Below are 19,019 nucleotides of genomic sequence, written 5' to 3' on the forward strand. Positions count from 1 at the left end.
CGTCATGTGCGCGGGAAAACGCCGCGGACGTTGCACGGACGGGAAAACGCGGCGTAGAAAGCGGCCTGACCACGCGGCGACCATCCGCGCGCCATGTTTCGACCATCTCGGCGCTTCATCGGATCGCCCATTCCCCTGTTTCTTGAGACGGACCGCGCCCCCCTATGGCCCTTAAGCTCACGTCGCTTGCCTTCCTCCTCGCCGTCACGGTCTCCACCGCACCGGCGATCGCTCAGCCCGCGGCGCAGCCGCAAGGGGCCACGACCGCCCCGCAGACGAAGCGCGGCAATGAAACCCTGAAGAAGTACTGCACCGGCGACTACCTGACCTATTGTGGCAACCTCGCCACCGATGATCCGGCCCTCGACAAGTGCTTCCAGACCAACTGGACCAAGCTCTCGGAGAACTGCCGTCGCGCCATCGACGTCTACCAGAAGACGGACGGCAAGAAGAAGGGCTGAGCCCAACCCGACGCCGCGCGGGACAGCGTAGCCGTTTCGCTCGCATCGCCGAGCCGCAGCGGCTATGCTGTCCGCCACCGCGTTCCGGACCGCAAGCGTTGATGTTCCTCCGTTCCCGCCCCCTGCCGACGATCGCCGCGATCGGCCTCATCGCGCTGTCCGCTTCGGCCTGTGGCCGGCGCGGCGCCCTCGAGCCGCCGCCCGGCACCGCCGCCGCGCGCTCGGTGGCGCGGCCCGGCCTGCCCGGCGTCGCGAGCCCGCGCGCGCTGCCCCAGAGCGTCGGCCTCGGCGGGGAAGCGGCGACGCCGGAGCCGGATGCGGTCCGCGCCGGTGACGAACTCGACACCCTGGCGGTGCCGGGCTCGGGCGCCGAGGCGCCGGTCAAGACGACGCGCGGCGCCAAGCGCGGCTACGTCGTGCCCAAGGAGCCTTTCCTGCTCGACCCGCTGCTGTAGAAGCGGATCACCAGAGCCCTTTCCCCAGCTTCGTGCGGGAAGGCGCGCCCGCCCGGTCGCGCCGCGCGCGGGGCCCGCAATTCCCGGGCGGGATGCCCGCAGGCAGGCCGATGCACCACTTCCACTATCGTGACGGTCGGCTCCAGGCGGAGGATGTCGACCTGACCGCCCTCGCCGAGACGGTGGGGACGCCGTTCTACTGCTACGCGACCGCGACGCTGGAACGCCACTACGCGGTCTTCGCCAAGGCCTTCGGCGGGGACGACGCCCTCGTGTGCTTCGCCATGAAGGCGAATTCGAACCAGGCCGTGCTGGCCACCCTGGCCCGCCTCGGGGCCGGCATGGACATCGTCTCCGAGGGCGAGCTGCGCCGGGCGCTGGCGGCGGGCGTCGATCCGCAGCGCATCGTCTTCTCCGGCGTCGGCAAGACCCAGGTCGAGATGGCTGCCGCCCTGAAGGCCGGCATCTTCTGCTTCAACGTCGAGAGCGAGCCGGAACTGGCCCAGCTCTCCGCGGTGGCATCGAGCCTCGGTTTGACGGCGCCGATCTCCATCCGGGTCAATCCCGACGTCGATGCTGGGACCCACGCCAAGATCTCGACCGGCAAGTCCGAGAACAAGTTCGGCATCCCGATCAGCCGGGCCCGGGCGGTCTACGCCCACGCGGCGACCCTGCCGGGCCTCGCGATTTCCGGCGTCGACATGCATATCGGCAGCCAGATCACCGACCTGGCTCCCTTCGACCACGCCGCCGGCCTCCTGGCCGGCCTGGCCCGCGACTTGATGGCGGAGGGGCATCCGCTCCACCACATCGATTTCGGCGGCGGCCTCGGCATCCCCTACCGCGACGACAACGCGCCGCCGCCGGAGCCGGCGGCCCTGTCGGCGATCCTGCGTCCGCATTTCGCACCGCTGGGCCTGCGTCCGGTCTTCGAGATCGGCCGGATGATCGCCGGCAATGCCGGCATCCTGGTCACCCGCGTGATCTACGTGAAGCGCACCGAGGGGCGGACCTTCGTCATCGTCGATGCGGCGATGAACGACCTGATCCGCCCGACCCTGTACGAGGCCTATCACGGCCTGCGGCCGGTTCGGGAACCCACGGCCGAGACGCCGCGCCTCGTGGCCGACGTGGTGGGGCCGGTCTGCGAGAGCGGCGATTACATCGCCCTCGCCCGGGAGATGCCCGAGGTCGCCCCGGGCGACCTCATCGCCGTGATGAGCGCCGGCGCCTATGGGGCGGTGCAGGCCGGCACCTACAATTCCCGCCTCCTCGTGCCGGAGGTGCTGGTGCGCGGCGCGGACGCCGCCATCGTGCGTCCGCGCCAGAGCTACGAGGACCTGATCGCCCTCGACCGGATGCCGGACTGGCTGAGCCCGCAGGCGTGAGCGTCAGGCGGCGAGTTCGCCCTCGATCCGGTCGACCGCCTCGCCCGGAACGTCCAGGGCCTCGGCGAGGCGCTTGAGAAATTCGCGCTCCTGCAGCGTATCCGCCAGGACGGAGAGGCGCACCGCCGAATAGATCCGCGTCGCCTGCTCGGGCGTGTTCACCGCATCCGCGATGGTGTCGAGGTCGGCCGGATCGGCGATCTCCGCCTCCAGCCAGGCGGCCCCGTCCCTGGCGAGGCCGGAAGCCTGGACCGCCGCATCGAGGCGCTGTCGCTCGTCCTTGTCGATCATCCCGTCGGCCAGGGTCGCCGCCACCATGGCGCGGAGCATGAGCCGGGCCTCGTCCTCGCCGACGGCGGGCGCGGCCGGCGCCGCGGCCCCCTCGGGCGTGGCCGGCGTGCGCAGGGCCCGGGCGGCGAGGCCCGCCACCAGGGCGAGGCCGCCGAGGGCCGCACCGGCGGCCAGACGGCCGCGGCGCGCATGCACCAGAGCCTCGACGAGGGGCTTCACATCGACCATGGCGGGCATCCTTCTCACGCATTGAACGCGAGGCGGCAACACGCGAGAGACGCCGCGGGTTCAGATCGCGGACGGGATTGGCTCGGCGCCCTTCCCCGCCACCTGGGATGATTTGACCCCGTCGCGCGGCGCCTCCACCATGCTAGCCTTGCGGGGAAGGCGCGACGCCGATGCGACGCGCGAGGAGCCAGACACGATGGGCGAGGCCGACCCGGCGACCTCCACGAGCAGCGGGCCAGAGCAGGGCACCGGCGGTCCGGTGCTGCGCCAGCGGCTTGACCGGCTGGTCACCCGCTCGCAGGCGGCCGGCCTCTGGGAGCGGGCCTGGCCGATCCTGTGGCGTGGCCTCGGGCTGATCCTGGCTTTCCTCGCCTTGTCCTGGCTCGGGCTCTGGCTCGACCTGCCGCCCCTGGGCCGGATCGTTGGCCTTCTGCTCTTCGCCCTGGCGTTCGTCGCCGCGCTCCTGCCGCTGACCGGCCTGCGGCGCGACACCCGCCGCGAGGCCCTCGCGCGGATCGACCGCGCGGCCGCCGCCAGGGGCGGGACGCTGTCTCATAATCCCGCCTCCTCCATCGAGGACACCCTCGCGGTCGGCACCACCGACCCGGCGACCCGCGCCCTCTGGGCGCTGCATCAGGCGCGTGCGGCCGAGGCCGTGGCCGGGCTGAAGCCGCCGCCGCCCCGGCCCGCCATGGCACGGCGCGATCCCTTCGCCTTGCGGGCCGGCCTGATCGTCGCGGCAGTGGCGAGCCTGTTCGTGGCCGGTACCGAGTGGCGCTCCCGCATCCTCGGCGCCTTCGACTGGCAGGCGCCGCCACCGCCCGGCCCGACTTTCCGGGTCGACGGCTGGATCGATCCGCCCGTCTACACCCGCCTGCCGCCCCTGGTCGTGACGATGAACGGCGAGCAGCAGCGCCTGCGCGCGCCGGTGAACGCGACCCTGATCGTCCGGATCGCCGGCCAGGGCGAGGCGGTCCTGACGCCGAAGGCCGGTCTGAAGCCGCTGCCCGGCAAGCCGCCCCATGCGGACCTGCGCGAGGACCGGTTCCAGCTCACCGGCGGTGTCGCCGACCTCACCGTCGCGGCGGGCGGCACGACGCAGCACCTCCTGGTCGAGACGATTCCCGACACGCCCCCCGAGGTGGAGCGCATCGGTGCCCTTGAGGTGAACGCGCGCGGGACCTTCAACCTGACCTACCGCGCCAAGGACGATTACGGCATCGCCTCCGCCGAGGGGGTGGTGGAACCCCTGGCCAACACCCGCGCCCTGGTGCCGCCGCCGCGGATCGCCCTGGCCCTGCCGGCGGACGCCACCGGCGAGCGCGATACCAAGACCCTGGTCGATCTCACCGACAATCCGTGGTCCGGCGCGCGCGTGCGCCTGACCCTGGTGGTGAAGGACGAGGCCGGTCAGGAGGGGCGTACGCCCACCGCCGAGGTGACGCTGCCCGCGCGGGTCTTCACCCAACCCCTGGCCCGCGCCCTGGCCGAGGAGCGCCGGCGCCTGATCACCGCGCCCGACGACAGCCGCGTCCGGGTCCAGACCGCCGTCGACGCACTGCTCATCGCGCCCGACACCTTCACGCCCCAGGCCAGCGTCTACCTCGGGCTCAAGGCCGCCTCGCGCCGCCTGAAGGCCGCGCGGAGCGACGAGGCCCTGATGGCGGTGGCTGACCTCCTCTGGGAGATGGCCCTGAAGATCGAGGACGGCGACCTCTCGGATGCGGAGAAGAGCCTCCGCGCCGCCCAGGACAACCTCAAGCAGGCGATCGAGCGCAACGCGCCCGACGAGGAGATCAAGAAGCTTACGGAGGACCTGAAACAGGCCCTCGACAAGTTCATGAAGGGCATGGCCGAGCGCCAGCGCAAGGACGGCAAGCCCCAGGCCGAGAAGAGCCAGCCGAACGCGAACGCCAAGACGGTGACGCCGGACGACCTCGACAAGATGCTGAACGACATGGCCGAAGCCATGAAGCGCGGCGACACCGCGGAGGCGCAGCGACTCCTCGACCAGCTCCGCGAGATCCTCGAGAATCTCCAGACCGCGGAGCCCGGCGGCAAGTCCGACCCCAACAGCCGCGAGATGAGCAAGCAGGCCGACGAGCTCGACAAGCTCTCCCGCGAGCAGCAGGACCTGCGCGACGAGACCTTCAAGGACGGCCAGGACAAGCGCGGACAGCAGGGCCAGGGTCAGCGGGGCCAGCGCCCGCAGCGCGGGCAGCCGGGCCAGCAGGGCGAAGGCCAGAAGGGTCAACAGGGACAGCAGGGCCAAGGACAGCAAGGACAAGGACAGCAGGGTCAGAAGGGCGAGGGCCAGAAGGGCGGCGCCGGTCAGCGCCAGCAGGCCCTTCGCGAGCGCCTGGACGATCTGCAGCGCCGCATGAAGGACCTCGGCATGCAGGGCGAGGACGGCCTTTCCGATGCCGAGGAGGCCATGCGCGAGGCCGAGGGTGCCCTCGGCCAGGGCAAGGACGGCGACGCGGTCGAGGCCCAGGGCCGGGCCCTGGACGGACTCAAGCGCGGCGCCGAAGGCATGCAGAAGCAGATGCAGGAGATGGCCGAGGGCGAGGGGGAAGGCGACGGGAAAGGCGAGGGCGAGGGTGGCGAGAAGCCGAGTCAGCAGGGCCAGGCCGGCAACCGCGACGACGATCCCCTTGGCCGACCCACCAAGGGCCGCGACATGACCAACGGCAATGCCCGCGTGCCGACGGCCGACGAATCCACCGTGCAGCGCACCCGCCGCATCATGGAGGAGCTGCGGCGCAAGCTCGGCGACCCGAGCCGCCCGCGCGAGGAGCTCGACTACTTCGAGCGTCTCCTGCGCCGCAATTGACGCATCGAACCGCCCCCTGGGCTCCTCCCCCGGAGGGGCCCATATGAGGAGCGATAATTCCCGACCCGACAGCCACGAGACCTGACGCCGTGATCTCCTCCAACTCTCTCGTGCTCCTCGCCTGCGTCGCGGTGGCGGTGGTCCTGATCCTAGGCCTGTTCAACATGATGCGCGGGGGTAGCGCCAACCTCTCGCAGAAGCTCATGCGCCTGCGCGTTCTGCTGCAGTTCCTGGCGATCATCTTCATCATGGGCGTGGTCTGGTGGCGCTCGGCCTGACCCCGTCGCGTGGGGCGCCGTCGCGTCCTGAGATCGGTGCGTGACCGGGGCGCTGGCGCCCCCTCCGGCGGGCTGAGCGCCCGAACGGAGCGAGTGTGGCCGGGAGGTCTCACCGCACAGCTATCGCCGCCCCGCGACGTGCGATGCCTGCCGATGCCGTAAGCGGGCATGCTAGACACGTTCGGTCAACCCGGAACCATCCCGATGCAGTCCCACCCGCTTCGCCTCGCCGCTGCCGCCGCCGTGCTCGCCACGGCCATGCCGGTCCAGGCCGCCGACTTCCCGTCCGCGCCGCCGGCCGCCTATGTCAGCCCTGTGAAGCCCCTGAGCATCGTCTCCGAGGTCCGCATCGGCGGCGCCGTGCAGGATCCCGGCAGTGCCGAGCACAACACCAGCAACATCAACGGCGAGATTCTGTTCTCCAAGCCGCTGGTGAGCGTCGATCCGTTCTGGCAGGCCTTCGTGCCCCGGGCCACCGTCGGCGGCAGCTACAACTTCGGCGGCCGCACCAGCTACGCCTATATCGGCGCGACCTGGACCGTGGATCTCTTCCCGCAGACCCTGAACAACATCGTCTTCCTCGAAGGCTTCTTCGGCGCCGGCGCCCATAACGGCTACACGGGCCCGAAGCCGACCGCCCCGGCCGGGTTCAACACGCTGGGCTGCAACCCGCTCTTCCGCGAGGCGGCCGCCCTCGGCTTCCGGCTCACCGAGCACTGGAGCATCATGGCCACCGTCGAGCACATGTCGAATGCCGGCCTCTGCGCGAACAACCGCGGCCTGACCAATTTCGGCGGCAAGCTCGGCTACACCTTCTGAGTTCGCCGCGCTCGCATCCGCCGTGAGCCTCAGGGGCCGGTTCCGCCGATGCGGAGCCGGCCCTTCTCATTCCGATTCAGCGACTCCCAGCGGCGGCAAACTGCGCTAGGTTCCCGCTCCTGCAGGCCTCACTTGCCAGCCCCGCTCAGGATCGGACGCCATCGTGGTCACCCTCAACCGCATCTACACCCGAACCGGCGACAAGGGCTCGACCGCCCTCGCCAGCGGCGAACGGCGCTCGAAGGCGGATCTGCGGATCGAGACCTACGGCACCGTCGACGAGACCAATGCCTGCATCGGCCTCGTGCGGCTGCATGCCGATTCGCGCCTCGACGCCATGCTGAGCGCGATCCAAAATGACCTGTTCGACCTCGGCGCGGACCTCGCAACACCGGAAAGCGCCGAGCCGCCGAAATATGAGCCGCTGCGGATCGTCGCCGCGCAGGTGCAGCGGGTCGAGCGCGACATCGACGCGCTGAATGCCGACCTCTCGCCCCTGAAGTCCTTCGTGCTGCCCGGGGGATCGCCGGCCTCGGCCGCTCTGCATCTTGCCCGGACGGTGTGTCGGCGGGCCGAGCGCCTGGCGGTGGCCCTGGCCGCCACCGAGGGCGAGATCGTCTCGCCGGAAGCCCTGCAATACCTGAACCGGCTCTCGGACTTCCTGTTCGTGGCGAGCCGGACCGCCAATGCCAACGGCGCCGACGACGTGCTCTGGGTGCCGGGCAAGAATCGCTGAGAGCCAGGCATTCGGAATACCACGGAGCTGCGGGCCCGAGGCCGTGCGGCCGGTCCGCAGCGCCGGACGACACTCGTCGGGGCGGGCGGCGGCGGGGCGCGTTGACAAGGCGGAAATGAGGCCGTTACGGTCCGCCGCCTCAATGACCAGGGTTCTGGACATCCGGGTTTCCCGGAGGTCCTTTGCGCGCCGCGCCGGCCTGGTCGAAAAACATTATCCGCGCGGAGGATTGTGAACGCCATGAAGGTTCTGGTGCCCGTCAAGCGGGTCGTCGACTACAACGTCAAGATCCGGGTCAAGGCCGACGGTTCGGGCGTGGACCTCGCCAACGTCAAGATGTCCATGAACCCCTTCGACGAGATCGCCGTCGAGGAGGCGATTCGCCTGAAGGAGAAGGGTAAGGTCACCGAGATCGTCGCCGTCTCGATCGGTCCGCAGCAGGCGCAGGAGACTCTTCGGACCGCCCTCGCCATGGGCGCGGACCGGGCGATCCTGGTGAAGACCGACGGCGTGGTCGAGCCGCTGGCGGTGGCCAAGATCCTGAAGGCCCTGGTCGAGAAGGAGGCCCCCGGCCTCGTCATCCTCGGCAAGCAGGCCATCGACGACGATTCGAACCAGACCGGCCAGATGCTGGCGGCCCTCCTCGACTGGCCCCAGGGTACTTTCGCCTTCAAGCTCGAATTCGGCGAGGGCGCGATCGACGTCACCCGCGAGATCGATGGCGGCCTCCAGACCGTGACCCTGACCCTGCCGGCCATCGTCACCACCGACCTGCGCCTCAACGAGCCGCGCTACGCCTCGCTGCCCAACATCATGAAGGCGAAGAAGAAGCCCCTCGAGGAGCTGGCCCCCGATGCGCTCGGCGTCGACGTGACCCCGCGGGTCACCGTGCTCAAGACCGTGGAGCCCGCCGGGCGCAAGGCCGGCATCAAGGTCGGGTCCCCGGCCGAACTCGTGCAGAAGCTGAAGGGCGAGGCCGGGGTTCTCTGAGACCCCGCCCCGCCGATGGCTTCAAGACCCCGCCGCGCCGACGCGGCGGGTGAGACGGGGTCCGGGACCCTCCTGCTGATCGATTTCGAGGTTCGCACACCATGGCCACCCTACTCCTCATCGAGCACGACAACGGCGCGGTCCGCGACGCGAGCCTGAAGGCTCTGACGGCCGCCGTCGCCCTGGGCGGACCCGTGCACGCCCTCGTGGCCGGCGCCGGCAGCCGCCCCGCCGCCGAAGCCGCCGCCAAGCTCGACGGGATCGAGAAGGTGCTGCTGGCCGAGGACGCCACCTACGACCACCTCCTCGCCGAGCCGACGGCCGCGCTGCTCGTCGCCCTGGCGGAGCCTTACGACAACGTCGTCGCTGCGGCTTCCACCACCGGCAAGAACGTGCTGCCGCGGGTGGCCGCCCTCCTCGACGTGGCGCAGGTCTCCGACATCATCAGCGTGGTCTCCCCCGACACCTTCGAGCGTCCGATCTACGCCGGCAACGCGATCCAGACCGTGCAGGCCGGTGCCGGCAAGAAGGTGATCACCGTCCGCATGGCGGCCTTCAAGCCCGCCGGCGAGGGCGGTGCGGCCGCCCCGATCGAGCCGATCCAGGCGGCCGCCTCCTCGGGCAAGTCGAGCTTCAAGGGCGAGGAGATCGCCAAGTCCGACCGTCCCGAGCTGGCCGCAGCCAAGATCATCGTGTCCGGCGGCCGTTCGCTGGGCTCCTCGGACAAGTTCAAGGAGCTGATCGAACCCCTGGCCGACAGCCTCGGCGCCGCCGTGGGCGCCTCCCGCGCCGCCGTCGATGCCGGCTACGCCCCGAACGACTGGCAGGTCGGGCAGACCGGCAAGGTGGTGGCACCGGAGCTCTACGTCGCGGTGGGCATCTCGGGCGCGATCCAGCACCTCGCCGGCATGAAGGACTCGAAGGTCATCGTCGCCATCAACAAGGACGAGGACGCACCGATCTTCCAGGTGGCGGATTACGGCCTCGTGGGCGACCTGTTCCAGATCGTCCCCGAGCTGCAGGCTGAAATCGCCAAGGCGAAGGGCTGAGGCGGAACAGGCACGTCCGGCCGGTGCGCGCCGCGCGCGCACCGATCGCCCGGTACGGATGGCCTTCCAGCGTGGAAATGCTCTAGGACGCTGCTGCCGCGAAACGTTATAAGCGAGACGGGCGTCCTCGGCGGCCGGGCGGGACCCGGACCGCGACGGCGGGACGACCCAGGGGTGCGAGTGCAGACGATGGGCATCGATATCAGGACGGTCGGCATCATCGGCGCCGGGCAGATGGGCAGCGGTATCGCGCATGTCTGCGCGATGGCGGGGCTCGACGTCCGCCTGAACGACCGCGACCCGGCCCGCATCCACAACGGCCTCGCCACCGTGGACGGCAATCTCGCCCGTCAGGTGGCCAAGGGCACCATCGCGGACGATCAGCGTCGCAGCGCGGTCTCGCGGATCGTGGCGGCGGAGAGCTTCGACGACCTTGCGCCTTGCGACCTCGTCATCGAGGCGGCCACCGAGGACGAATCGACCAAGCGCCAGATCTTCAGCACGCTCTGCGCGTCATTGAAACCCGATGCCCTGATCGCCACCAACACATCGTCCATCTCGATCACGCGACTCGCCGCCTCGACCGATCGGCCGGAGCGCTTCATCGGCATCCACTTCATGAATCCGGTGCCGGTGATGCAGCTTGTCGAGCTGATCCGCGGCATCGCCACGGAAGACCCGACCTACGAATCGGCCAAGGCCTTCATCGCCAAGCTCGGCAAGACGTCGACGATGTCGGAAGATTTCCCGGCCTTCATCGTCAACCGCATCCTGCTGCCGATGATCAACGAGGCGATCTACACGCTCTATGAGGGCGTCGGCTCGGTGGAATCGATCGACACCGCGATGAAGCTCGGGGCGAACCACCCGATGGGGCCCCTGCAGCTGGCCGACTTCATCGGCCTCGATACCTGCCTGTCCGTGATGCAGGTGCTCTACGAGGGACTGGCCGATTCGAAGTATCGGCCCTGTCCGCTGCTGGTGAAATACGTCGAAGCCGGCTGGCTCGGCCGCAAGTCCAAGCGCGGCTTCTACGATTATCGCGGCGAAACGCCCGTGCCGACCCGCTGAGGCGGACCGGCACGGACGACCTTCAGACTTACTGCTTGTTGCCGTTCGCGGCCGGCTGGGCCGGGCTCGGATAGGCCGGGTTCGCGGCCGGAACCGAACCGGTGTTCGACGACGACGTCGCGTTCGACGAACCCTTCACGGACCCCGTCACTTCCTGGCGGGAGGCGTCCTGGCTCTGGCTGGCGTAGTCCTTGGGCGAGTTCGCGCCCTGCCAGGTCATCAGGCCGGTGATGGCGATCGCGAGCAGCACGAGGCTGGCCACGAGGACGTAGAGTACCGGCTTGCCGCGCTTGCCCTGCCGGGCTTCCTGACCGTGTAGATTCTCTGCCATGCGATCCTCGCTTGTACGGTCCTGAAGACCGATGTTTCGACCCGAGCACCGATTCCCGTGAATCCTGCCCGTGATTCTAGCTCGGGTCTGAAACGCGACGGTCGAGAGCGGAGTTCCCGCCGAGGTTCGACCTAGCGGCCGGTCACCAGCATGATCTTGCCGAGATGGGCGCTCGACTCCATCAGTTCGTGCGCCTTGCGGGCCTCCTCCAACGGGAAGGTGGCATGGATCACCGGGCGGATCGTCCCGGCTTCGAGCAGTGGCCAGACGTCCCGGGCAAGGCCTTCGGCGATCGCCGCCTTCTCGGCTTTCGGCCGGGCTCGGAGCGTCGCGCCGGTGAAGGTCAGGCGCTTCATCATGATCGGGGTCATGCTGAAGGCATCGACCTTGTAGCCCTGCATGAAGGCGATCTGCACGAGGCGCCCCTCGATCGCCAGGGCCGAGAGGTTCTTGGCGAGGTACGGCGCCCCGACCATGTCGAGGATGACGTCGACCCCGTTGCCGTCGGTGAGGCGCTTCACCTCCTCGACGAAGTCGGCCTCGCGGTAATTGATCGCCGCCTCAGCGCCGAGGTCGCGGCAGAAGGCGCACTTCTCGGCCGAGCCGGCGGTGGCGAAGACGCGGGCGCCGTGATGCTTGGCGATCTGGATGGCGGTCGATCCGATGCCGCTCGATCCGCCATGGACGAGGAAAGACTCGCCGGCCTTGAGCCGCCCGCGCTCGATCACGGTGCTGTAGACGGTGAAGTAGTTCTCCGGCAGGCCCCCGGCCTCGACCAGCGAGAGCGACGCGGGCTTCGGCAGGCATTGGCCGATCTCGGCCACGGCGAACTCGGCGTAGCCGCCGCTGATCACCAGGGCGCAGACCTCGTCGCCGACCGAGAAGCCTGAGACGCCCTCACCGAGGGCGACGATGCGGCCGGCGACCTCGAGGCCGGGGATCTCGGTGGCACCCTTCGGCGGCGGGTACTTGCCCTCGCGCTGCTGGATGTCCGGCCGGTTGATCCCGGCGGCGACGACTTCGATCAGCACCTGGCCGGGCCCGGGCTGCGGCAGCGGCACCGTCTCCAGGGCCAGCACATCCGGCCCGCCGGCAGAGGTGAAGCGGATCTGTCGCATGGTCTCGGGCAGGCTGGCTGTCATCGGGGTCTCCTCCTGGAAGCCCCGTCATGTGCCGCCCGGCTGGTACTTGGCAAGATCATGGCTTGGCAAGATCACGGCTCGGCAAGATCGCCGCTTGGCGAGATCACGCCGCGCCGGCGGTGCTCAGCGGGTGCCGTACATCCGGTCGCCGGCATCGCCGAGGCCCGGGACGATGTAGCCGTGGTCGTTGAGGTGGCTGTCGATGGCGGCGGTCCAGACGGGGACATCCGGGTGGGCGGCCTGCAGGCGGGCGATGCCCTCCGGGGCCGCGAGCAGGCAGACGAAGCGCAGGTCCTGCGCGCCGCGCTGCTTCAGGAGGTTGATCGCCGCCACCGCCGAGTTCGCGGTCGCGAGCATCGGGTCGAGCACGAGGACCGTCCGGTCGACCAGATCGGAGGGCGCCTTGAAGTAGTATTCCACCGCTTCCAGAGTCTCGGGGTCGCGGTAGAGCCCCACATGTGCCACGCGGGCCGAGGGCACCAGGGACAGCATGCCGTCGAGGAAGCCGACGCCGGCCCGCAGAATTGGCGCCAGAACCAGCTTCTTGCCGGCGATCTGCGGCGCCTCCATCGACTGGATCGGCGTCTCGATCGTCACCGTCTCCAGGGGCAGGTCCCGGGTGACCTCGTAGGCCAGCAGCATGCCGATCTCGTTGAGGATCTGCCGGAAGCCCTTGGTCGAACGCTCGCGCTGGCGCAGCAGGGTCAGCTTGTGCTGCACGAGGGGGTGGTCCACCACCCGGACGGTCGCGGCGGCTGGCTGCATCGCTGGATCTCCATGAAGCCGAGGTCTGATCCTGGGCGGCGGGAGACCGAGGCAAGACCGGGACCGGATTTCTAGAGCATCGCGGGATTGCGAGCGAGGTCTTCGGACGGATTGCGCCCGGCAAAAAGGGCTCCCGAACTGCGCCGGAAGCCCTCGCGTCATTCCATTTCGGCGGAGAGGTCGCTCAGACCGCGCGGGTGGCGTCCGCGCTGCGGCGCTTCTGCATGAAGGCGTCGAACTGCTCGCGGTCCTTGGCCCGCTTCAGCTCCTCGACGAACTCGGCGAAGGCGCGGCTCTCCTCCTGCAGGGCCCGGCGCTGCGCATCGAGCCGCTCGATCTCGCTGCGGCGGTAGGCATCGAAGGCGAGGTTGCCGGTGCTGCCGCCATTGGCGGACTCGAACGCCGCGGCGAAGCGCGAGCGCGTGGCGCTCGCGTTCCACGAGAAGCCGCGGCCGGCGAGGCCCCGCAACTCGCTGAGCGCAGGATACCCCGCGACCTTCCAGGCGATGTAGGCGGCGGCCAAGGGCCACCAGTAGACGAAGGCGACGACGATGGCGCCGATTTCGAGGGATCGCTTGGGGAAGGGGCCGCTACGGCAGACCTTCCCGGTGGTGAAGGGGGAGGAAGAGAAGCTCACGGCTCACGGCTCCAATGTAAATGTGAACGACATTCACTTGCGGATGGAGCGACGCGCTTTCAAGGGGCGCTCAATCGGTCAGGCCTGTTCGCGCGTCCGGCCGCCGGCTGCTGCGCCGTGGACGAGGGCGAGCACGCCCGCGCGGAGCAGCTCATACTTGTCCGGCATGCCGGCGGATTTCGGCAGGTGTCCGGACGCGGAGAGGGTTGCGAGGCCGTGTGCGAGGGCCCAGACCTCCAGGGCGATGAACCGGGGCGCGACGCCGCCGAACCCCTCGGGAAAGGTCGCTTGAAGGGCCTCCACCAAGAGGTCGAACGGGCTCGGTCGGAGGCTCGGCACTGCGTTCGGTTCGGCGGCGGCGAGGCCGCGGGTCTCGAAGATCGCCGCGTAGTAGCCGGGTTCTTCCTCGGCGAAAGCCAGATAGGCCTCGCCCATCCGGGTGAACCGCTCCAGCGGCGTGCCCTTGGCCGTGAGGGCGCGGGCGAGGCGCTCGGCGAGGTCGGCGAAGCCGCGGCCGGCCACCTCTTCGAGCAGGGCCTCGCGCCCGCGGAAATGGCGGTAGAGCGCCGCCGGCGTGACGCCGACGAGGCGGGCCGCATCCACCAGCGTGAAGCCGCCGATGCCGCGCTCGGCAATGAAGCGGCGCGCCGCCTCGATCAGCGCCTCCTTGAGGTTGCCGTGGTGGTAGCTTCGCCGGTCACCCGGTCCTTCGCGCCAATGCCGCACGCCAAACTCCCCGCCCCCGCTCCGCATCGACAGGACCGGTCGTGTCGGCCGAAGGTTCCCCGTCGCCCCTTCCCCTAACACGAAGGGATCGGCTGACGAGACCTCCCCGAGGCCACGGAGGTCGAATCCCGTCTGGTTTCCCGTATCCGACGGGCAGATCACGGGATTCCGTCCCGAAGACGCTTGTCGGGCGCGAAGCTTTGCCCCCATGATATTTACGAAGTAGAAACCTTGGGCTGTGGATCACGAGCCGTGCGGCAGTCGACGGGACAGGGTGATTTCGAAACCCTGACGGACCTCATCTACGAGGCGGCGATCCTGCCCGAGCTGTGGCCTGCGGTCCTGGACCGACTCGCCGCCATCGCCGGCGCCCAGGGAACGGTCCTGATCGCGGCCGATCTCGAAACCCATCGCTGGATCAACAGCGAATCCCTCGATCAGGTCATGGCCGATTTCGCCGCCGGGGGCTGGAGCAGCGCCGGTCAGCGCACGGCGAAGCTTCTCGCCGCCCGCCATGCGGGCTTCATCCGCGAGCAGGACGTCTACACCCAGGCCGAACTGGAGCAGGACGTCCTGATCCAGCAATTCCTGCGTCCGCGCGGGCTCGGATGGGGTGCCGCCACCGCCTGCCCGCTGACCACCGGCGACACGCTGATCTTCAGCATCGAGCGGCGCTACACGGACGGTCCGGTGCCGCAGGCCGCGACGGTGGTCCTCGACACCCTGCGGCCGCATCTGGGCCGCGCGGCCCTCGTCTCAGCCCGGCTGAAGCTGGAACGGGCACGCGCCGCGGTGGGCGCCCTGGAGGTGCTGGGCCTCCCGGCGGCCGTCCTCTCACGCCACGGGCGCCTGCAGGAACGCAATGCGAGTTTCACCGGCCTCGTGCCGCGGGTGGTGCGCGATCAACGCGAGCGGGTCGCCCTTGCTCATCCCGGTGCGGACGCCCTCATGGCGGACGTGCTCGCCGGTCAGCGGGCGCAGGCGGCGCGCTCCATTCCGATCCCGGCCGACGACGACCATCCCGCCATGGTTCTCCACCTGCTGCCCATGCGCGGGCAGGCCCAGGACGTCTTCGGTGGCGGCACCCTCCTGATGATCGCCGCCCCGGTCCTGCCGCGTCCCGTCCCGGGCACCGAATTGCTGGCCGGTCTGTTCGACCTGACGGCGGCCGAGGCGCGGATCGCGCGGGGCATCGCGGACGGCGTCACCATCGCGATCCTCGCCGCGCAGCAGAGCGTGCGGCCGGAAACCATTCGCGGTCAGGTCAAGGCGATCTTCGCCAAGACAGGTGTGACGCGCCAGGTCGACCTGGCCCGGCTGATCTCGGGCCTCAGCCTGATCCGGTGACGGCGGAGGTCACCGGGCGTCCCGGCCGCCGCCCACCCGATTCGCCGCGAGGGCGCGGAACAGGATAACGTTCGAAAGATCATACTGGACGGTGATCTCGGCGCCGTTCGCGGTCGGCGCGACGCTGTCGGGTAAGGGCGCCGGGGCCGGATTGATCAGGCAGGCGATCATCCGATCGCTCGTGCCCCGCCGCACGTGTCGCGCAACCCGCCGGCGCATCCATGGCGCCATCGTCCATCTCTCCAGCATGACCGCCCTCGCCCGTGGTTTGGAGAGTATTCAAGCGTGGGGTTGGGCGGCCTTCATCCCCCATTTGGGGGAAAGCGGGAATTCCTTCGCAGGAAATGTAACTTTAAAGCGATTCCTTCGGGGGAGGCCCTAGAGCCGAAAGAGGGAGCCCGCCCGCTCCAAGGCCGCCTTCTTGGCGTGCCGCGCCGCCTCCAGCCGCTCCACCTCGGACCGCAACAGGCGGATCCGCTCCTCGAGATCCTCGACCGACAGCGTGTCCAACGGTTCGCCGACCCGGTGAGCGATGGTCTGCCGGATGGCTCGGTCGTCCTCGTCGCGCATGGTGCTCCCCTCTCGTCCGTCAGTGCCAGCCCGTCCCCGCATCGAGGCGCGCGACCCCGAGATGCTGCGCGAGGGTCGCGCCGATATCGGCGAAGGTCTCGCGCCGGCCCAGGGACCCCGGCGTGACGCTTGGGCCGAAGGCCAGCACGGGAACCTGTTCCCGGGTGTGTTCGGTTCCGCCCCAGGTCGGATCGTTGCCGTGGTCCGCAGTGATGATGCAGAGGTCTCCGGGACGCAGCACGTCGTGGATCTCGGGCAGCCGGGCGTCGAAGCGTTCGAGTTCGGCGGCGTAGCCGGGCACGTCCCGGCGATGGCCATGCTCGGTGTCGAAGTCGACGAGGTTGAGGAAGACGAGGCCGCCCTCCGGCAGCGCCGCGAATGCCGTCAGCGCGGCATCGAGACACGCGGTGTTGCCGCCAACCTTGATCTCCTGCCCGGTCGCCCGGTGGGCGAAGATGTCGCCGATCTTGCCCACGCTGACGACGCTCCGCCCGGAGGCTCGGAGCACGTCCAGGAGGGTCCGGCCGGGCGGTTCGACCGCATAGTCCTTGCGGTTGGCGGTGCGCCGGAACCCGTCCTGCGCGCTGCCGACGAAGGGCCGGGCGATGACCCGGCCGACCCGGTAGGCGTCGCAGAGCTCGCGGGCGATCCGGCAGGTGTCGTAGAGTCGCTCCAGCCCGAAGCTGTCCTCGTGCGCCGCGATCTGGAAGACGCTGTCGGCGGAGGTGTAGCAGATCGGCCGGCCGGTCCGGACATGCTCGGCGCCCAGGCTGTCGATGATCGCGACGCCGGCGGCGTGGCAGTCGCCGAGGATGCCCGGCAGGCCGGCTCGCGCGATCAGCGCCTCCGTCAGCGCGGCCGGGAAGGTCGGGACCGCGACGGGGAAGTAGCCCCAGGGCTCGCGGACCGGCACGCCGGCGATCTCCCAGTGACCCGAGGGTGTGTCCTTGCCGGCGGCGACCTCGACCGCGTGGCCGTAGGCGCCCGTCGGGGCGCCGGGGATCGCGAGACCGGGCGGCACCGCGCCGGTCGCGCCCATCGCCGCCAGCCCGAGGCCGAGGCGGGCCAGGTTCGGGAGTGCCAGGGGGCCCTGCCGCAGGCCAGCCCGGTCGCCCCGCCCCTCGGCGCAGGCGCGGGCGATGTGTCCGACCGTATCGGACCCGGCATCGCCGTAGCGAGCAGCATCCGGCGCGCCGCCGATGCCGACGGAATCGAGCACGATGAGGAAGGCGCGCGGCATGCCCGTTCCCCTCAGGCCGGGATCGGATCGGCGACGGCGTCGCTCTGGAGATCGAAGGCGGCGGCGAACAGCGCCTGGGTGTAGGCGGTCTTCGGCGCGGCGAAGATATCCTCGGCCGGGCCCTCCTCGACGACGCGGCCGTTCTGCATCACCAGCACGTAGTTCGCCAGCGCCCGCACCACCTTGAGGTCGTGGCTGATGAACAGGTAGGCGAGCCCGCGCTCGCGCTGCAGGTCGCGCAGGAGGGTGACGATCTGGGCCTGGACCGAGCGGTCGAGGGCCGAGGTCGGCTCGTCCAGGACGACGAATTTGGGCTTGAGCACGATGGCCCGCGCGATGGCGATGCGCTGCCGCTGGCCGCCGGAGAACTCGTGCGGGTAGCGGTTCATGGTCGCCGGATCGAGGCCGACATCGTCGAGGGCCTTGGCGACGACCGCCTGCCGCTCGGCCCGCGTCTTCACCGCGCCCTGGACCACCAGCCCCTCGGCGACGATGTCCGCCACCGTCATGCGCGGCGAGAGCGAGCCGTAGGGGTCCTGAAAGACCACCTGCATGTCGCGTCGGATTGGGCGCATGGCGGCGGGCGGCAGGCCCGCGATGGAGCGGCCGAGGAACACGATGGGGCCCTCGCAGCCGGTGAGGCGCAGGAGCGCCAGGCCGAGGGTGGTCTTGCCCGAACCGGATTCGCCGACGACCCCGACGGTCTCGCCGGCCCGGACCTGCAGGGACACCCCGTCCACCGCCTTCACGTGGCTGGTGGTCCGGCGCAGCCAACCCTCGCGGATCGGGAACCAGACCTTGAGCGGGCCGGCCTCCAGGAGGCGCCCGGCATCGGGGGGAACCGGGTTGGCCCGGCCCTTCGGCTCCGAGGCGAGGAGGCGGCGGGTGTAGTCGTGCTGCGGCCGGGCGAAGATCTCCGCCACCGGGCCGGCCTCGACGACGCGCCCGGCGAGCATGACGCAGACGTTGTCGGCGATGCGCTGCACGATGCCGAGGTCGTGGGTGATGAACAGCATCGCCATGCCGAGGCGCTTCTGCAGGTCGGCCAGCAGGGTGAGAATCTGCGCCTGGACGGTCACGTCGAGGGCGGTGGTCGGTTCGTCGGCCACAAGCAGGTCGGGCTCGCAGGCGAGCGCCATGGCGATCATCACGCGCTGGCGCTGTCCGCCCGAGAGCTCGTGCGGATAGGCGTTGAGGCGGCGCTCGGCGTCGCGCAGCCCGACCAGTTCGAGCAGTTCGAGGATGCGGGCCCGCGCCTTGCGACCGGACAGTCCGCGATGCACCTCCAGCACCTCGCCGATCTGCCGCTGGATCGTGTGCAGCGGGTTCAGGGAGGTCATCGGCTCCTGGAACACCATGGTGATGTCGGCGCCGCGGATGCCGCGCAGGCGCTTCTCCGGGAGGGTCAGCAGATCTTCGCCCTTGAACAGGATGCGGCCGCCCGGATGGTAGGCGCTGCCGTCGAGGAGGCGCAGGATCGAGAGGGCCGTCACCGACTTGCCCGAGCCGGATTCCCCCACGAGGGCCAGCGTCTCTCCGGCCGTGATGGTGAAGCTCACGCGATCCACGGCGCGGGTCTCGCGCTCCCGCGTCCGGAAGGCGACCGACAGATCCTGAACGTCGAGGAGCGTTTCGGGCATCGAGGCCTGTTCTGCAGCGCGG

Annotated in this window: 21 protein-coding genes; 11 read left to right on the top strand and 10 right to left on the bottom strand. The window is 70.1% G+C overall.

Annotation, left to right across the window (positions count from 1 at the left end; genetic code table 11):
- Nucleotides 1-164 precede the first annotated feature (164 nt).
- From ASG51_RS10590 to lysA, 3 genes are all read left to right on the top strand, one after another.
- Nucleotides 165-461, top strand: coding sequence for a hypothetical protein (locus ASG51_RS10590; RefSeq protein WP_056380682.1), 297 nt, complete (start codon nucleotides 165-167; stop codon nucleotides 459-461).
- A 101-nt stretch (nucleotides 462-562) separates the two neighbouring features.
- Nucleotides 563-916: a hypothetical protein gene (locus ASG51_RS10595; RefSeq protein WP_056274735.1), complete on the top strand. Its 354-nt coding sequence runs from the start codon at nucleotides 563-565 to the stop codon at nucleotides 914-916.
- A gap of 110 nt (nucleotides 917-1,026) precedes the next feature.
- A complete protein-coding gene (gene lysA / locus ASG51_RS10600; protein WP_056380684.1) occupies nucleotides 1,027-2,304 on the top strand; it encodes a diaminopimelate decarboxylase in 1,278 nt (425 codons plus the stop codon).
- Between the two features lie 3 nt (nucleotides 2,305-2,307).
- On the opposite strand, the gene ASG51_RS10605 is transcribed toward lysA, so the two are convergent.
- Nucleotides 2,308-2,823 (bottom strand): DUF533 domain-containing protein, encoded by a 516-nt coding sequence (locus ASG51_RS10605; RefSeq protein ID WP_056380687.1) that lies wholly within the window; start codon nucleotides 2,821-2,823, stop codon nucleotides 2,308-2,310.
- A gap of 196 nt (nucleotides 2,824-3,019) precedes the next feature.
- Here ASG51_RS10605 and ASG51_RS10610 point away from each other — a divergent pair, with 196 nt between their 5' ends.
- The 7 genes from ASG51_RS10610 (at nucleotide 3,020) to ASG51_RS10640 (ending at nucleotide 10,599) form a co-directional block, all read left to right on the top strand.
- On the top strand, nucleotides 3,020-5,656 hold the full coding sequence (locus tag ASG51_RS10610; protein WP_056380689.1) for a TIGR02302 family protein: 2,637 nt from the start codon (nucleotides 3,020-3,022) through the stop codon (nucleotides 5,654-5,656).
- A 92-nt stretch (nucleotides 5,657-5,748) separates the two neighbouring features.
- Entirely contained in the window at nucleotides 5,749-5,934 is a 186-nt protein-coding gene (locus ASG51_RS10615) for a twin transmembrane helix small protein (RefSeq protein ID WP_056222977.1), read from the top strand.
- Nucleotides 5,935-6,192: 258 nt separating this feature from the next.
- Nucleotides 6,193-6,753, top strand: a complete 561-nt coding sequence (locus ASG51_RS10620; RefSeq protein ID WP_244472653.1) for an acyloxyacyl hydrolase — start codon at nucleotides 6,193-6,195, stop codon at nucleotides 6,751-6,753.
- A 163-nt stretch (nucleotides 6,754-6,916) separates the two neighbouring features.
- Nucleotides 6,917-7,489, top strand: a complete 573-nt coding sequence (locus ASG51_RS10625) for a cob(I)yrinic acid a,c-diamide adenosyltransferase (protein WP_056380691.1) — start codon at nucleotides 6,917-6,919, stop codon at nucleotides 7,487-7,489.
- 240 nt (nucleotides 7,490-7,729) lie between these two features.
- Entirely contained in the window at nucleotides 7,730-8,479 is a 750-nt protein-coding gene (locus ASG51_RS10630) for an electron transfer flavoprotein subunit beta/FixA family protein (RefSeq protein ID WP_056274741.1), read from the top strand.
- A gap of 101 nt (nucleotides 8,480-8,580) precedes the next feature.
- Nucleotides 8,581-9,528 (top strand): FAD-binding protein, encoded by a 948-nt coding sequence (locus ASG51_RS10635; RefSeq protein WP_056380693.1) that lies wholly within the window; start codon nucleotides 8,581-8,583, stop codon nucleotides 9,526-9,528.
- Between the two features lie 189 nt (nucleotides 9,529-9,717).
- Nucleotides 9,718-10,599, top strand: coding sequence for a 3-hydroxybutyryl-CoA dehydrogenase (locus ASG51_RS10640; RefSeq protein ID WP_056222980.1), 882 nt, complete (start codon nucleotides 9,718-9,720; stop codon nucleotides 10,597-10,599).
- A 28-nt stretch (nucleotides 10,600-10,627) separates the two neighbouring features.
- On the opposite strand, the gene ASG51_RS10645 is transcribed toward ASG51_RS10640, so the two are convergent.
- The 5 genes from ASG51_RS10645 to ASG51_RS10665 form a co-directional block, all read right to left on the bottom strand.
- Nucleotides 10,628-10,930 carry a hypothetical protein gene (locus ASG51_RS10645; protein WP_056222648.1) on the bottom strand — a complete coding sequence of 101 codons (303 nt, stop codon included), beginning with the start codon at nucleotides 10,928-10,930 and terminating at the stop codon, nucleotides 10,628-10,630.
- A gap of 131 nt (nucleotides 10,931-11,061) precedes the next feature.
- Complete coding sequence (locus tag ASG51_RS10650) at nucleotides 11,062-12,072, bottom strand: NAD(P)H-quinone oxidoreductase (protein ID WP_056380694.1); 1,011 nt, start codon at nucleotides 12,070-12,072, stop codon at nucleotides 11,062-11,064.
- 123 nt (nucleotides 12,073-12,195) lie between these two features.
- Nucleotides 12,196-12,837, bottom strand: a complete 642-nt coding sequence (gene upp, locus ASG51_RS10655; protein WP_056222654.1) for a uracil phosphoribosyltransferase — start codon at nucleotides 12,835-12,837, stop codon at nucleotides 12,196-12,198.
- A gap of 184 nt (nucleotides 12,838-13,021) precedes the next feature.
- Complete coding sequence (locus ASG51_RS10660) at nucleotides 13,022-13,474, bottom strand: DUF2852 domain-containing protein (protein WP_056351113.1); 453 nt, start codon at nucleotides 13,472-13,474, stop codon at nucleotides 13,022-13,024.
- A 78-nt stretch (nucleotides 13,475-13,552) separates the two neighbouring features.
- Entirely contained in the window at nucleotides 13,553-14,200 is a 648-nt protein-coding gene (locus ASG51_RS10665; protein WP_056222983.1) for a TetR/AcrR family transcriptional regulator, read from the bottom strand.
- Between the two features lie 252 nt (nucleotides 14,201-14,452).
- On the opposite strand from ASG51_RS10665, the gene ASG51_RS10670 reads away from it, so the two are divergent.
- Nucleotides 14,453-15,547 (top strand): helix-turn-helix transcriptional regulator, encoded by a 1,095-nt coding sequence (locus ASG51_RS10670; RefSeq protein WP_056380697.1) that lies wholly within the window; start codon nucleotides 14,453-14,455, stop codon nucleotides 15,545-15,547.
- A gap of 9 nt (nucleotides 15,548-15,556) precedes the next feature.
- Here the strand turns inward: ASG51_RS10670 and ASG51_RS24065 are convergent, their stop codons facing one another.
- The 4 genes from ASG51_RS24065 to ASG51_RS10685 all read right to left on the bottom strand — a co-directional run bounded on the left by ASG51_RS24065 (nucleotide 15,557) and on the right by ASG51_RS10685 (nucleotide 18,997).
- Nucleotides 15,557-15,718, bottom strand: a complete 162-nt coding sequence (locus ASG51_RS24065) for a hypothetical protein (protein WP_156389656.1) — start codon at nucleotides 15,716-15,718, stop codon at nucleotides 15,557-15,559.
- Between the two features lie 207 nt (nucleotides 15,719-15,925).
- Nucleotides 15,926-16,117 carry a DUF1192 domain-containing protein gene (locus ASG51_RS10675; protein WP_056222663.1) on the bottom strand — a complete coding sequence of 64 codons (192 nt, stop codon included), beginning with the start codon at nucleotides 16,115-16,117 and terminating at the stop codon, nucleotides 15,926-15,928.
- A 19-nt stretch (nucleotides 16,118-16,136) separates the two neighbouring features.
- Nucleotides 16,137-17,357, bottom strand: coding sequence for a phosphopentomutase (locus tag ASG51_RS10680; protein ID WP_056380698.1), 1,221 nt, complete (start codon nucleotides 17,355-17,357; stop codon nucleotides 16,137-16,139).
- Between the two features lie 11 nt (nucleotides 17,358-17,368).
- Nucleotides 17,369-18,997 carry an ABC transporter ATP-binding protein gene (locus ASG51_RS10685; RefSeq protein WP_056380701.1) on the bottom strand — a complete coding sequence of 543 codons (1,629 nt, stop codon included), beginning with the start codon at nucleotides 18,995-18,997 and terminating at the stop codon, nucleotides 17,369-17,371.
- Between the last annotated feature and the right edge of the window lie 22 nt (nucleotides 18,998-19,019).

Origin of the sequence: Methylobacterium sp. Leaf465 (assembly GCF_001424705.1) — a bacterium.
Lineage (GTDB): Bacteria > Pseudomonadota > Alphaproteobacteria > Rhizobiales > Beijerinckiaceae > Methylobacterium.

Coding starts and splice junctions, on each gene's coding strand:
- ASG51_RS10590 (WP_056380682.1), top strand. CDS start 165: ATGGCCCTTAAGCTCACGTCGCTTGCCTTCCTCCTCGCCGTCACGGTC.
- ASG51_RS10595 (WP_056274735.1), top strand. CDS start 563: ATGTTCCTCCGTTCCCGCCCCCTGCCGACGATCGCCGCGATCGGCCTC.
- lysA (WP_056380684.1), top strand. CDS start 1,027: ATGCACCACTTCCACTATCGTGACGGTCGGCTCCAGGCGGAGGATGTC.
- ASG51_RS10605 (WP_056380687.1), bottom strand. CDS start 2,823: ATGGTCGATGTGAAGCCCCTCGTCGAGGCTCTGGTGCATGCGCGCCGC.
- ASG51_RS10610 (WP_056380689.1), top strand. CDS start 3,020: ATGGGCGAGGCCGACCCGGCGACCTCCACGAGCAGCGGGCCAGAGCAG.
- ASG51_RS10620 (WP_244472653.1), top strand. CDS start 6,193: ATGCCGGTCCAGGCCGCCGACTTCCCGTCCGCGCCGCCGGCCGCCTAT.
- ASG51_RS10630 (WP_056274741.1), top strand. CDS start 7,730: ATGAAGGTTCTGGTGCCCGTCAAGCGGGTCGTCGACTACAACGTCAAG.
- ASG51_RS10635 (WP_056380693.1), top strand. CDS start 8,581: ATGGCCACCCTACTCCTCATCGAGCACGACAACGGCGCGGTCCGCGAC.
- ASG51_RS10640 (WP_056222980.1), top strand. CDS start 9,718: ATGGGCATCGATATCAGGACGGTCGGCATCATCGGCGCCGGGCAGATG.
- ASG51_RS10645 (WP_056222648.1), bottom strand. CDS start 10,930: ATGGCAGAGAATCTACACGGTCAGGAAGCCCGGCAGGGCAAGCGCGGC.
- ASG51_RS10650 (WP_056380694.1), bottom strand. CDS start 12,072: ATGACAGCCAGCCTGCCCGAGACCATGCGACAGATCCGCTTCACCTCT.
- upp (WP_056222654.1), bottom strand. CDS start 12,837: ATGCAGCCAGCCGCCGCGACCGTCCGGGTGGTGGACCACCCCCTCGTG.
- ASG51_RS24065 (WP_156389656.1), bottom strand. CDS start 15,718: ATGATCGCCTGCCTGATCAATCCGGCCCCGGCGCCCTTACCCGACAGC.
- ASG51_RS10675 (WP_056222663.1), bottom strand. CDS start 16,117: ATGCGCGACGAGGACGACCGAGCCATCCGGCAGACCATCGCTCACCGG.
- ASG51_RS10680 (WP_056380698.1), bottom strand. CDS start 17,357: ATGCCGCGCGCCTTCCTCATCGTGCTCGATTCCGTCGGCATCGGCGGC.
- ASG51_RS10685 (WP_056380701.1), bottom strand. CDS start 18,997: ATGCCCGAAACGCTCCTCGACGTTCAGGATCTGTCGGTCGCCTTCCGG.